10 protein-coding genes are annotated in these 12874 nt (G+C 68.0%); 7 read left to right on the top strand and 3 right to left on the bottom strand.

Features of this window, described 5'->3' with window-relative positions:
* Window positions 1-3: 3 nt before the first annotated feature.
* Window positions 4-1611, bottom strand: coding sequence for a peptide ABC transporter substrate-binding protein (locus tag ABTV10_RS02605; protein WP_499032321.1), 1608 nt, complete (start codon window positions 1609-1611; stop codon window positions 4-6).
* A 320-nt stretch (window positions 1612-1931) separates the two neighbouring features.
* On the opposite strand from ABTV10_RS02605, the gene acs reads away from it, so the two are divergent.
* The 3 genes from acs to ABTV10_RS02590 all read left to right on the top strand — a co-directional run bounded on the left by acs (window position 1932) and on the right by ABTV10_RS02590 (window position 6835).
* On the top strand, window positions 1932-3860 hold the full coding sequence (acs, locus tag ABTV10_RS02600; protein WP_499032320.1) for an acetate--CoA ligase: 1929 nt from the start codon (window positions 1932-1934) through the stop codon (window positions 3858-3860).
* Window positions 3861-4081: 221 nt separating this feature from the next.
* The gene (locus tag ABTV10_RS02595; RefSeq protein WP_499032318.1) at window positions 4082-6337 is read left to right on the top strand and encodes an ATP-binding protein; all 2256 of its coding nucleotides are present in this window, start codon (window positions 4082-4084) and stop codon (window positions 6335-6337) included.
* 168 nt (window positions 6338-6505) lie between these two features.
* Window positions 6506-6835 carry a Zn-ribbon domain-containing OB-fold protein gene (locus tag ABTV10_RS02590; RefSeq protein ID WP_499032315.1) on the top strand — a complete coding sequence of 110 codons (330 nt, stop codon included), beginning with the start codon at window positions 6506-6508 and terminating at the stop codon, window positions 6833-6835.
* 99 nt (window positions 6836-6934) lie between these two features.
* On the opposite strand, the gene ABTV10_RS02585 is transcribed toward ABTV10_RS02590, so the two are convergent.
* Window positions 6935-7690, bottom strand: a complete 756-nt coding sequence (locus ABTV10_RS02585; RefSeq protein WP_499032317.1) for a CLIPPER-2 domain-containing protein — start codon at window positions 7688-7690, stop codon at window positions 6935-6937.
* A gap of 345 nt (window positions 7691-8035) precedes the next feature.
* Between ABTV10_RS02585 and ABTV10_RS02580 the strand changes: the two genes are divergently transcribed.
* The gene (locus ABTV10_RS02580) at window positions 8036-8365 is read left to right on the top strand and encodes a Zn-ribbon domain-containing OB-fold protein (RefSeq protein WP_499032315.1); all 330 of its coding nucleotides are present in this window, start codon (window positions 8036-8038) and stop codon (window positions 8363-8365) included.
* An 87-nt stretch (window positions 8366-8452) separates the two neighbouring features.
* Here the strand turns inward: ABTV10_RS02580 and ABTV10_RS02575 are convergent, their stop codons facing one another.
* A complete protein-coding gene (locus ABTV10_RS02575; RefSeq protein WP_499032313.1) occupies window positions 8453-9856 on the bottom strand; it encodes an MFS transporter in 1404 nt (467 codons plus the stop codon).
* A gap of 253 nt (window positions 9857-10109) precedes the next feature.
* Between ABTV10_RS02575 and nhaA the strand changes: the two genes are divergently transcribed.
* Genes nhaA through ABTV10_RS02560 form a run of 3 tightly spaced genes read left to right on the top strand, consistent with a single transcriptional unit; the run spans window position 10110 to window position 12855 of the window.
* The gene (gene nhaA, locus ABTV10_RS02570) at window positions 10110-11318 is read left to right on the top strand and encodes a Na+/H+ antiporter NhaA (RefSeq protein ID WP_499032311.1); all 1209 of its coding nucleotides are present in this window, start codon (window positions 10110-10112) and stop codon (window positions 11316-11318) included.
* A 57-nt stretch (window positions 11319-11375) separates the two neighbouring features.
* Window positions 11376-11900 (top strand): phage holin family protein, encoded by a 525-nt coding sequence (locus ABTV10_RS02565; protein WP_499032310.1) that lies wholly within the window; start codon window positions 11376-11378, stop codon window positions 11898-11900.
* Between the two features lie 7 nt (window positions 11901-11907).
* Window positions 11908-12855: an alpha/beta fold hydrolase gene (locus ABTV10_RS02560; RefSeq protein ID WP_499032309.1), complete on the top strand. Its 948-nt coding sequence runs from the start codon at window positions 11908-11910 to the stop codon at window positions 12853-12855.
* Window positions 12856-12874: the final 19 nt, after the last annotated feature.

The following is a 12874-nucleotide window of genomic DNA, read 5'->3' as shown; positions in this document are numbered from 1 at the left end:
GATTCACTTCTTCTCGATCGGGTAGTACACCGGCACCCCGTCCCAGCCGAACCGGACGTTCGTGACGTACTCGGACCAGCCCCCGGTGGCGTTGCGGTTCCAATTGGGCACCGCCGGCAGGTCGCGCAGCAGGACCTCCTGCGCGCGGTCGATCAACTGCTGCGACTCGACCGGATCCGTCGCGCCGGCCGACTCCCGCAGCAGGCGGTCGAACTCCGGGTTCGAGTACTCGCCGTCGTTGGAACTTCCGCCGGTCTGATAGTTCTGGGCCAGAAAGCCGTACTGCTGCGGATAGTCGGCCTGCCATCCGGAGCGGAAGGCCGTCCTGATCGTCCGTTCGGTCACCTCGGTCCGCAGTTGCGCGAACGTCGGGTACGGGGCACCGTGCGCGTCGATGCCGAGCGTGTTGCGGATGCTGTTGCACACCGCGTCCACCCAGTCCTGGTGTCCGCCATCGGAGTTGTAGGCGATCTGGAACGACCCCGACCACGGCGCGATGGCGTCCGCCTGCGCCCACAGTTCCCGCGCTCGGTCGGGTGCGAAATCCAGGACCGCGGAGCCCGGCAGATCCGGCGTCCAGCCCTCGACCGCCGGGCTGGTGAAGTCGCGCGCCGGTGTCCGGGTACTCGCGAACAGACGCTCGGTGATCCGTTCCCGGTCGATCGCCTGCGAGATCGCCTGCCTGCGCAGCCGTCCCTCGTCACCGCCGAAGTGCGGCAACCGTTCCGGGATCGTGAACGTCTCGATCGTGGCGGACGGCTGATTGGCGGTGCGGCCCGGCAGATCCTCCTCGTACGTCTCGAGCGCACTGGCCGGCACCCCGTCGAGCACGTCGAGGTTGTTCGACAGCAGGTCGGCGTAGGCGGTGTCGAGGTTGCTGTAGAGCACGAACGTCACACCCTCGTTGCGCGCCACCCGGTTGCCCCGGTACGCGGGATTCACGACCAGATCGATACGCATATTGTGTTGCCACGCATCGTCGCTCGCGAAGCGGTACGGCCCGTTGCCGATCGGGTGCCGCCCGAACGCCTCCATGTCCGCGTACGCCGACTGCGGCAGCGGGTAGTACGCGGCGAATCCCAGCCGCCTCGGGAAGGCCGACTCCGGTTGCTTCAGCGTGATCGTGAACGTGCGGTCGTCGACCACCCGCAGCCCCGACATCGTCCGCGCCGTCGGGTTCGCCGCAGCGACCTCGTCGTAGCCCTCGATCGGGTCGAAGAACGACGACTGCAGCTGCGCGTTGGTCGACAGCGCGCCGTAGTTCCACGCGTCGACGAACGACCGCGCAGTCACCGGGGTGCCGTCGGTGAACGCCCACCCTTCCGCGAGCGTCACCGTGTAGTGCTGACCGTCGGCGCTGTCGATGGACTCGGCCACCTCGTTCCGAATGCTCCCGTCGGCGGTGTAGGAGATGAGGCCGGCGAAGACGGCGTCGAGCACCCGCCCGCCCGTGTTCTCGCTGGTGTCGGTAGGAACCAGGGGGTTCTGCGGCTCGCCGCTCCACGCGAAGACGATGCCGGTTCCCGTCGTCGTCCCGCCGGTGCACGCTGCGAGCATCGACACGGCCAGTCCCACCACCAGCGCCGCCGCGGCGGCGCGCGCGATACGCAAGGCACTCCTCCCGCCGGCGGGCACGCACGGTTGGTGTTGCGACGATAGCCAGCGGCGGCTCGTCGACGCGGGCCGTCGACGGGAGGCCGACCGGATCGGCACCCGTTCGAGGCCCGATCGCAACGAACCGGCGTAGCGAGCGCCCGCGCCGACCGCCCGTCGCGCGAAATCGACCGGTCGCCGCACACGGCGACCACTCCGCGGGAGGGAGTTCTGCGACGCCGGTCACGTGTGACTACCCTCACACGTGCGACAACCGTCGCAGTGACATCTCCCGAGGCTCCGCCCGAGAGCTCGACCGGAAAGAAGGCAAAGCCGAGATGACGAGCAGTGCTACCGACGCCCCCGAGGTGTACCCGCCCAGCGCGGAGTTCGCGGCCGCAGCGAACGCGGGCCCCGAGTTGCAGGCCGAGGCGGACCGCGACCGGCTGGCCTTCTGGGACGCCCAAGCCAAGCGTCTGGACTGGGCCACCCCGTGGACCGAGGTCCTGGACTGGTCGGACGCGCCCGTCGCGAAGTGGTTCGTCGGCGGCACCCTGAACGTCGCGTACAACTGCGTCGACCGGCACGTGCTGGCCGGCAACGGCGACCGCGTCGCGATCCATTTCGAAGGCGAACCCGGCGACAGCCGCGACATCACCTACAACGACCTGCTCGCCGAAGTGAGCCGGGCGGCAAACACTTTCACCGAACTCGGCCTCGTCGCCGGGGACCGTGTCGCGATCTACATGCCGATGATCCCCGAGGCGATCGTGACGATGCTCGCGTGCGCCCGCCTCGGCCTCACCCACTCGGTCGTGTTCGCCGGGTTCTCGGCGACCGCGCTGCGCTCGCGCATCGACGACGCCGCCGCCAAGCTCGTCGTCACCGTCGACGGGCAGTGGCGCCGCGGCCAGGCGGCCCCGCTCAAGCCCGCCGTCGACGAGGCGGTCGCGGGTGCCGAGTCGGTGCGGAACGTGTTGGTGGTCAAGCGAACCGGCATCGACGTCGACATCGCCGAGGGCCGCGACCTGTGGTGGCACGACACCGTCGAGAAGGCGTCGGATACGCACGAGGCGCAGCCGTTCGACGCCGAGCACCCGCTGTTCATCCTCTACACGTCCGGCACGACGGGTAAGCCGAAGGGCATCATCCACACCTCCGGCGGCTACCTGACCCAGGCGTCGTACACGCACCACAACGTGTTCGACCACAAGGCCGGGAGCGACGTCTACTGGTGCACCGCCGACATCGGCTGGGTCACCGGACACAGCTACATCGTCTACGGCCCGCTGAGCAACGGCGTCACGCAGGTCGTCTACGAGGGCACCCCCAACTCCCCCGACGAGCACCGGCACTTTCAGATCATCGAGAAGTACGGCGTCACGATCTACTACACCGCGCCGACCCTGGTGCGCACGTTCATGAAGTGGGGCCGCGAGATTCCCGACGCGCACGACCTGTCGTCGATCCGGCTGCTCGGCTCGGTGGGCGAGCCCATCAACCCGGAGGCGTGGCGCTGGTTCCGCGACGTGATCGGTGGCGGGAACGTCCCGATCGTCGACACCTGGTGGCAGACCGAGACCGGCGCGATCATGATCTCGCCGCTGCCCGGCGTCACCGCCACCAAGCCCGGCTCCGCGATGGCGCCGCTGCCCGGCATCTCCGCGAAGATCGTCGACGACGACGCCCACGAGCTCGGCGCCGGCGGCAGCGGCTACCTGGTCCTCGACCAGCCGTGGCCGTCGATGCTGCGCGGCATCTGGGGCGACATGGAGCGCTACAAGGACACCTACTGGTCGCGGTACGCCGAGGAGGGCTGGTACTTCGCCGGCGACGGCGCAAAATACGACGAGGACGGCGCGCTGTGGGTGCTGGGCCGAGTCGACGACGTCATGAACGTCTCCGGGCACCGTATCTCGACCTCCGAGGTGGAATCGGCGCTCGTCGGGCACCCGTCGATCGCCGAGGCCGCGGTCGTCGGCGCCGCCGACGAGACCACCGGTCAGGGCATCGTCGCGTTCGTGATCCTGCGCGAGGGCGCGGAAAACACGGGAAATACCCTGATTTCGGAACTGCGCGCCCAGGTCTCCACCGAGATCTCCCCGATCGCCAAGCCGCGGCAGATCACCGTCGTGCCCGAACTGCCCAAGACCCGCTCCGGCAAGATCATGCGCCGCCTGCTGCGCGACGTCGCCGAGGGTCGCGACCTCGGCGACACGTCGACTCTGGTGGACCCCAAGGTGTTCGACGCGATCCGCGGCAAGTAAGGCCGTCGGGAATCAACGGTTCGTTCGCGATGCCCGCCACCCGGTGAGCGCCTGCACTACCGATCGTGCTGCCTGCCGACCAGGTCGGACCTCCGGCCCGGTCGGCAGGCGTACCGTGACCTGAGGGGACCGAAAGAAGGTCACGGATGGCGTCCGCCGGGCGAGGCAGGGTCGGCAACCTGCCTCTGGATCTGACCAGTTTCGTCGGTCGGCGCCGAGAGGTGACCGAGACGAGGCGACTTCTCGCTGCATCGCGGCTGGTGACGCTCACCGGCATCGGCGGCGTCGGCAAGACCCGCCTCGCGCTGCGGGTGGCCGCGGAGTCGCAGCGGTCCTTCGACGACGGCGTGTGGTTGGTCGAGTTCGGTGAGCGGCGCGACCCGCGACTGGTTGCCGAGACCGTGGCCGCCACACTGGGCCTGCGCGAGCGGGCGGCCGTCCCGACAATCCAGATCCTCATCGACTTCCTGGGTCCCCGGAACCTGCTGCTCGTGCTCGACAACTGCGAGCACCTGATCGACGACATCGCAAAGCTCGCGGAGACCCTGCTGCGCACGAGTCCGGAGCTGCGGATCCTGGCGACGAGCCGCGAGTCACTCGCTATCGGCGGCGAGACCGTCCTACGGGTTCCTCCGCTGACCTTCCCCGTTCCGGATCGGCCGACGTCGGTGAAGTCGCTTGCCCACTACGAGGCGGTGAACCTGTTCGCCGAACGTGCCGCCGCCGCCGTCCCCGGTTTCGAGCTCACCGAGGACAACCGGGCGACGGTCATCGCCATCTGCACGGAACTCGACGGACTGCCTCTCCCCATCGAACTCGCGGCGGCGCGGCTGCGCGCCATGTCGGTGGACCAGGTGCTCGCCCGGCTCACCGACCGGTTTCGCCTGCTCACAGGCGGCACCCGGGGCGCCCCCGACCGCCAGCAGACCCTGCGGATGAGCATCGACTGGAGCCACGACCTGTGCACGGCGAGCGAACAGGAACTGTGGCGGCGACTGTCCGTTTTCGCGCACGGATTCGAACTCGACGCGGCCGAGGCGATCGCGGCCGACGACCTCACCCCACACGAGCTACTGGACCTCGTCGCGTCGCTCGTCGACAAGTCCGTCCTCATCCGCGAGGAACACGACGGTACTGTCCGGTACCGGCTGCTCGAGACACTGCGGGACTACGGGCTCGAGCGGCTACGCGAATCGGGCGAATACACCGAACTCCGCAGGCGGCACCGCGACTGGTACCAGGCCCTGGTGCAGCGGGTCGAATCGGAGTGGGTCGGGCCGAACCAGCCCAGGTGGATAGCTCGGATCGAACGGGAACGATCGAATCTGCGCGACGCACTCGAGTACTGCGTGACCGAACCAGGCGAGGCCGAGGACGGGCTACGCATCGTCGACGGACTGTTCCTGTTCTGGATCTCACGCGGGCTCCTCACCGAGGGCCGACTCTGGATCGATCGCGTGCTCACGGCGCAGGGCGGAGAACCCACCGCCGAACGGGCGAAGGCACTGGCTGCGGCGACACTCCTGGCCGCGAACCAGGGCGACATCGAAACGGGCGCATCGATGATCCGGCAGGGCTACGAGATCGCGGCCCTGCTCGACGATCGGGAGACCGACGTCCACGTCGCGCACGCCGCCGGGCACCTCGAGATCTACGCCGGCGACCTACCGGAAGCGATGCTGATACTCGGCGGCATCCTCGACACCGTCCGCACCTGGGACGATCGGCTGCGTCACATCACCACACTGCTCGGTCTCGCGATGGCATCCGCGGCACTCGGCGAACCGGATAAGGCCGCGGAGTACACCGACGAGGTGCTCGCCATCACCGAAGCCCACGGAGAGTCGATCTATCGGGCGTACGCACTGTGCTCGCGCGGCCTGGCGATCTGGCGCCACGATCCGGATGCCGCACGACCGCTGTTCGAGCAAGCCCTGCGGCTGAGCGGCGCGGTCGACGATCTACTCGGTGCCGCGATCTGTGTCGAAGCCCTCTCATGGAAGGCGGCCTCGAAGGCCGAGTACACGCGCGCGGCGATGCTCCTGGGCTCCGCCCGAGCGCTGTGGCAGTCGGCCGGAAACCAGGGCGTCGTGATCCCCGCGCTGCGTGACAACCACGACGACACCGAGGACCGCGTCCGACGGGCGCTCGGTGACCGGGCCTTCGACGCGGCGCTGCGGCAAGGGACCGGGCTTACTCTCGACGAAGCCGTGGCATTCGCCATCGACGACCGACTCCCGGAGGAGACCCCGCCCGAGCGTGCCGCGACCGACCTGACCCCGCGCGAGCAGGAGGTCGCCGACCTGGTGGCGAAGGGACTGACCAACAAGGCCATCGCCGACCGACTGGTCATCTCGCAACGCACCGTCCAGGGTCACGTCGAGCACGTGTTGGCGAAACTCGGGTTCAACTCGCGGACGCAGATCGCCGCCTGGGTGGTCGAACAGAGCAGGCAGGCCGAGAGCGACGCCGTCTGACCGGGGCTTTCGCTCCGGCAGTTACGCCCCCGTCGGGAAACAGGTATGCGCCCGGGTAGTTCTGCCCTCGCAGGGTGGCGCCCCGGTTGGAACTGTGGGAGACGGACAAACCCACGCTTCCCCCAAGTCGAGGTCCCCATGCACGATCACCGCTCAACCACCACCGACGTGGACGAATTCACCATCGGCCGGTGCGACGACTGCGGCGCGCTCCTCGCACCCGACGCCTCCACCTGCTCCTCGTGCCGCGGCACCGACGTCAGCCGAACCCCCGCCGCCGGAAACGGATCGATCGTGTCCTGGACCGTCGTCGAGACCTCCCCCAACCGGACCTGCACCGACCTCGTCCCCTACACGATCGCCATCGTCGCACTAGACGAAGGCCCATGGACATACGCATGGATCGAGGACGCCGTGCCCGAACGACCCGGCAAGATCCGCGTCCGCTACGACCGAACGATCCCCGGCGAACCCTATCCCCTGTTCGTCCGCCGATAGCACCGACCACACACAACCGATCAGACTGTCCGGCCTCGACAACATTCGAGTGGCCCGGGACGTGACGTCCCGGGCCACTCGGCTGTCGCGGCGTCGGCGTCAGGGCGCTCCTGCGCCCAGCTCGTTCGGGCCCTGATCGTTCGGGCCCTGATCGTTCGGCTGCTGCTCTTTCGGGCACGGCTTGCTCAGGTACGGCACGTTGGGGAACGGCACGTTCGGATACGGCACATTGAGGCAGGCAGGCTGCGCAGGCGGCTGGTACGGAGTGCTGAGCGCCCACGCGCCCAGCGCGACCGCTGCGCCCAACGAGCCGAACGCCAGGGATCCCACCTCCAGCGGAACCAAGGCCAACGATCCCAGCAGCGGCGATCCCAGAAGCGGCGGCAGGAAGGCACTGCCGGCAAAATCGCGCCGACAGTCGGTGACGACACTTGCCGAGGACGGCGCCGACTCGGCGCTGCCCTGGCCGGTCGCGACGGCCGTGTTGTCGATGAGGCAGGCCTCCTGGTCGGCGTCGGTCACCTCGTACGTGGCGCTGCAGCTCGCGGACTCCCCCGGACCGAGCGTGGTCGGACAACCGGTGGGCTCGGGCGTCCCACCGGAACCGGTGAAGACCAATTCCTTCACGGCGACGCCGGCGATCGGAGCATCACCGGTGTTGGCCAACGTGAACGTGTAGGTGACCTCGTCTCCCGACTGGAGGCCCACCTTCGGAGAGGCCGACTTCGCGAGCGTGAGGCCGCCTGTAGTCGGCTGAGCAACGCTGGTCGGCCCGACGGCCACCGTCGTCAGCGCTACCAGGCCGGTGAGCACTGCGATAACCAGAATTCGGAAAACTGCACCGAAATTACGCACGCTGGAGGCTCCTTTTTCGTCGCATACAGGACAAATCGGGTTCGAACTCAGGTGCCGCGCAATACAAGCGTTTCGGAAGCTACTGGATATTCGCGATGAATACGTGCGAATGAAACCGATAGGTGGGTTTTCCAACTCCGAAATGATCAACCCACACGGCGCAGACGGGCACGCCCCCGACCGTCGCAGCGAGGATGCGGGATCTCCCGTCGGAAGACAGGTATGCGCCCGGGTAGTTCTGCCCTCGCAGGGTGGCGCCCCGGTTGGAACTGTGGGAGACGGACAAACCCACGCTTCCCCCAAGTCGAGGTCCCCATGCACGATCACCGCTCAACCACCACCGACGTGGACGAATTCACCATCGGCCGGTGCGACGACTGCGGCGCGCTCCTCGCACCCGACGCCTCCACCTGCTCCTCGTGCCGCGGCACCGACGTCAGCCGAACCCCCGCCGCCGGAAACGGATCGATCGTGTCCTGGACCGTCGTCGAGACCTCCCCCAACCGGACCTGCACCGACCTCGTCCCCTACACGATCGCCATCGTCGCACTAGACGAAGGCCCATGGACATACGCATGGATCGAGGACGCCGTGCCCGAACGACCCGGCAAGATCCGCGTCCGCTACGACCGAACGATCCCCGGCGAACCCTATCCCCTGTTCGTCCGCCGATAGCACCGACCACACACAGCCGAACGACGCGAGGCACGTCGCCGCGCAGCTGCGGCAACGTGCCTCGGTGGGGCGGTCGTGAGACGACCGTCAGACGTCGTCGAGCGACTCGTTCTTGGTCTCGCGCATGATCAGCAGCGAGACGAACGTCAGCGTCGACGCGACCAGCAGGTAGATCCCGACCCAGCCGACGCCGTAGTTCTCGGCCAGCCACGTCGCGATGAACGGCGCCACCGCCGCACCGAGAATGCTCGACGTGTTGTACGCGATCCCCGATCCGGTGTACCGGACGTTCGTAGGGAACAGTTCGGGCAGCACGGCGCTCATCGGGCCGAACGTCAGGCCCATCAGCACCATGCCGATGATCAGGAAGGTCAGCATGCGGGCGTCGCCCATGCCCTCGGGGTCGAGGATCACGCCGAACGTCAGGCCGAACACCATCATGACGGCGGTGACGACGAGCAGGGTGATGCGTCGGCCGTACCGGTCGGCCAGCCAGCCGGCCACCGGGATCGCGGCCGCGAAGAACAGCACCGCCACCAACTGCAGCACGAGGAAGTCCCGGTACTGGAACCCCGCACCGTGGCCGCCGTCGGCGGGGGTCTTGCCCGTTCCGTAGCTGAGGATCCACGTCGTCATGATGTAGAAGAGCGTGTACGTCGCCAGCATCACGAAGGTGCCGATGATCAGCTGACGCCAACTGGTCTTGAACACCTGCTTGAGCGGGGTCTTGACCTTCTCGCCGTTCGCGACGGCGCGGGCGAACACCGGCGTCTCCTCGAGCTTGAGGCGGACGTACAGGCCGATCATCACCATGAGCGCGCTGAGCAGGAACGGGATGCGCCAGCCCCACGTGAGGAACGCGCTGTCGAGATCCGGCGACGAGCTGCTGGTGTAGCCGAGAACCAGCGTGATCAGCAGGAACAGGCCGTTCGCGAAGAAGAAGCCGATCGGTGCGCCCAACTGGGGCCACATGGCCGCCCACGCCCGCTTGCCGCTCTTGGCGGTCTCCGTCGCCAGCAGCGCCGCGCCGGACCATTCACCACCGAGGCCGAGTCCTTGGCAGAACCGCATCACCGCCAGCAGCGCCGGCGCCCACAGCCCCACCGCGTGGTAGGTGGGCAGCAGACCGATCATGAACGTCGCGATGCCCATCGTGAGCAGCGAACCGACGAGGGTGGCCTTACGGCCGATGCGGTCCCCGAAGTGACCGAACACGATCGAACCGAGCGGACGCGCCACGAACGCCAGACCGAACGTCGCGAACGAGGCCAGCAGCGCCGTCGTGTCGTTGCCTTTGGGGAAGAACAGGTGCGGGAAGACCGACACCGCCGCCGTGGCATAGATGTAGAAGTCGTAGAACTCGATCGAGGTGCCGACCAAGCTGGCGACGACGATGCGACTGCGGGGCACCCCCGCGACCGTGTCCGCCGAGTCGGCATTCGTTGCCAACTCACCGGGCCCGCGCTCGGCGGACTCCACACCTTTACTCACGTGACAACGCTCCTGCACAGATCCCTGCGGATCCCGGCAATCGGACGACCGGATCCGCGTTCCCGACATATTCCACTGAGTGGAAACTCGTCCCAAACCGTAGGAATTCAACACTCCGTGCACACGATGAGGCAAACGACACTTTCCGACTGATCGGTTGCAAAGAACGCGTTAAGATCTCCTGAGGAGTGCCGGGAAGTCTGGTCGGCGACGATGTGCCGTACCCATTGAAGATCCAGGTGAGAGGCTTTCCTTGATTGTCGCCGCACGCTCCGAGCTAGCTCGTTACCTCCGCACCGAGACGGTCGGCGGATCGATACTGCTGATCGCCGCCGCAGTCGCCGTGCTGTGGGCAAACTCTCCTCTCGCGGACTCCTACGAAACACTCCGCGACTGGCAGATCGGCCCGAGCGCGCTGCACCTGAACCTCACGCTCGGAACGTGGGCGCAGGACGGCCTGCTCGCCATCTTCTTCTTCGTGGCCGGCCTGGAACTCAAACGCGAACTCGTCGTCGGTGAACTGGCCGACCGGAAGAAGGCCCTGCTCCCGATCATCGCGGCGTGTGGCGGCGTCGTTCTGCCTGCGATCATCGCGGCCGTCGTCGGCGCCGGCGCGCCCGGGATGGACCGCGGCTGGGCCATCCCCGTCGCCACCGACATCGCGTTCGCACTGGGTGTCCTGGCCCTCACCGGGTCGCGGATCCCCCCGAGCGCCCGCGTCTTCCTGCTCAGCCTCGCCGTCGTCGACGACCTCCTGGCGATCATCCTCATCGCGGTGCTCTTCACCGGGTCCATCGCCATGCTGTGGATCGTGTCGGCGGTCGCGTGCCTGGTCGTCTACTGGTACGCACAGCGCCGGCGGATCACCACCCCGTTCCTCTACGTCCCGCTGGCACTGCTGACCTGGTACAGCGTCCACGAGGCCGGCATCCACGCGACGCTGGCGGGAGTCGCGCTGGGCCTGCTCACCCGCGTCCGCACCGATCCGGGTGAGGAGTACTCCCCCGCAGCCCGACTCGAACACCGCCTGCAGCCGTGGTCCGCGGCAGTGTGCGTGCCGCTGTTCGCGCTGTTCGCGTCCGGCGTCCCCATCAACGGGGAGGTCCTGAGCCAGTTGTTCACCAACCGGATCTCGCTCGCGATCATCCTCGGACTGCTCGTCGGCAAGACCGTCGGCATCTTCGGGGTCTCGTGGCTCGCGGTCCGTCTGGGCATCGCCACCAAGCCACGTCTGCTCGGTTTCCGCGACATGTTCGCCCTGTCGGTGCTCGGCGCGATCGGGTTCACGGTTAGCCTTCTGGTGGCCGATCTTGCGCTCGCGGGTATCGGCGACGGCAGCGAAGCGGACATTGCGAAGGCCGCGGTGCTCCTGACATCGTTGGCTGCGTCACTGATCGGATCGGCGTTACTGTTGCGACGCGGACGGGTCCATCAGGCCCGCGCCGCTGCCACCGACACGTGAGAACCACTCACGAGCCGGAGATACCAGCGCGTCAGAAGAACCTGGAGGGGTCGAGAAGTGAGCTTCACCAACGGCAATGGAGTCACGGGCGACGGCGGCCGATTCACCGGCGACGGGGTTCCCACGACGGTTTCCTCGATTCCCCTCACCGACCTTCACGACCCGCAGACGGCGTCGATCGGCACCCTGGTGCGGGACGCGACCGCACAGGTCTCGACGCTGTTCCGCGCCGAGGTCGAGCTCGCGAAGGCCGAGGTCACCAGCGAGGTGAAGAAGGGCCTGCAGGGCAGCCTGTACTTCATCCTCGCGCTGTCCGTGCTCGTGTTCAGCGCCTTCTTCTTCTTTTTCTTCCTCGCCGAACTGCTCAGTGTGTGGCTCGATCGCTGGGCGGCGTTCCTGATCGTCTTCGTGCTGATGCTCATCGTCACCGGCGTCCTCGCGCTCCTCGGCTACATGCGGGTTCGCAAGCTCCGCGCGCCGAACAAGACGATCGACTCGCTCAAGCAGGCCGCGACCGTGCTGCCGGGGCAGCGTCCGGACGCCGCCTCGCCGCTGGGCACGGGAACGGGCACCGCCGGCTGATCCAGCCGTGACCACGCAAGTGACCCAACCAGACCCGTCCACGGTCCGTTTCGACGGGCCGTGGACGCATCGTGACATCCACGCGAACGGCATCCGCATCCACATCGCGGAGGCGGGTCCGTCGCGTCCCGACGCCCCGCTCGTCGTCCTGCTGCACGGCTTCGCCGACATCTGGTGGTCGTGGCGGCACCAGCTGACCGCCCTCGCCGATGCGGGCTTCCGCACCGTCGCCGTCGACCTGCGCGGCTACGGCGACACCGACACCCCGCCCCGGGGGTACGACGGCTGGACGCTCGCCGGTGACATCGCCGGCCTGATCCGCGCGATGGGCCACTCGAACGCCACCCTGATCGGGCACGCCGACGGCGGCCTCGTGTGCTGGGCGACGGCACTGCTGCATCCCCGGCTGGTGAAGTCGATCGGGCTCGTCAGCTCGCCGCATCCGATCGCGCTCAAGCGGGCCGTCCTGCGTGACCGTCGGCAGCGGTCGGCGCTGCTGCCGACGTTCCTGGACTACCAGGTGCCGTGGCGACCGGAACGGCGACTCCTCCGCGACGACGGCGCCGAGGTCGAGCGTCTCCTGCGGGCCCGGTCGGGACCGGCGTGGCCGCAGTCCGACGAGTTCCCCGAGGTCGCGCGGCGGCTGCGGTCGGCGATGCAGATCCCGCGCGTCGCGCACTCCGCGCTGGAGTACCAGCGGTGGGCGTTCCGCAGTCAGTTCCGCCCGGACGGTCGCCGGTTCATGACCGCGATGGACCACCGATTGGACATCCCGGTATTCCAGGTCCACGGCGAGCTCGATCCCTACGTGCTGGCCGCCACCGTCGAACGCTCGACCGCGCACGCGCCCGGCCAGCAGCTGTACCGGGTCGCCGGTGCCGGACACTTCGCACATCAGGAATCACCCGAAGAGGTCACCGCGGAACTGACGCGGTTCGCGCTCGCGTCGCGCTGACCACTCCGGGTCGGCGGCC

The sequence above is a fragment of the Paraburkholderia sp. RHO2 genome (assembly GCF_050955445.1).
Taxonomy (GTDB): domain Bacteria; phylum Actinomycetota; class Actinomycetes; order Mycobacteriales; family Mycobacteriaceae; genus Prescottella; species Prescottella agglutinans_A.
Note: the sequence above shows the minus strand (reverse complement) of the source record. Positions and strands in the feature narration are given on the sequence as shown.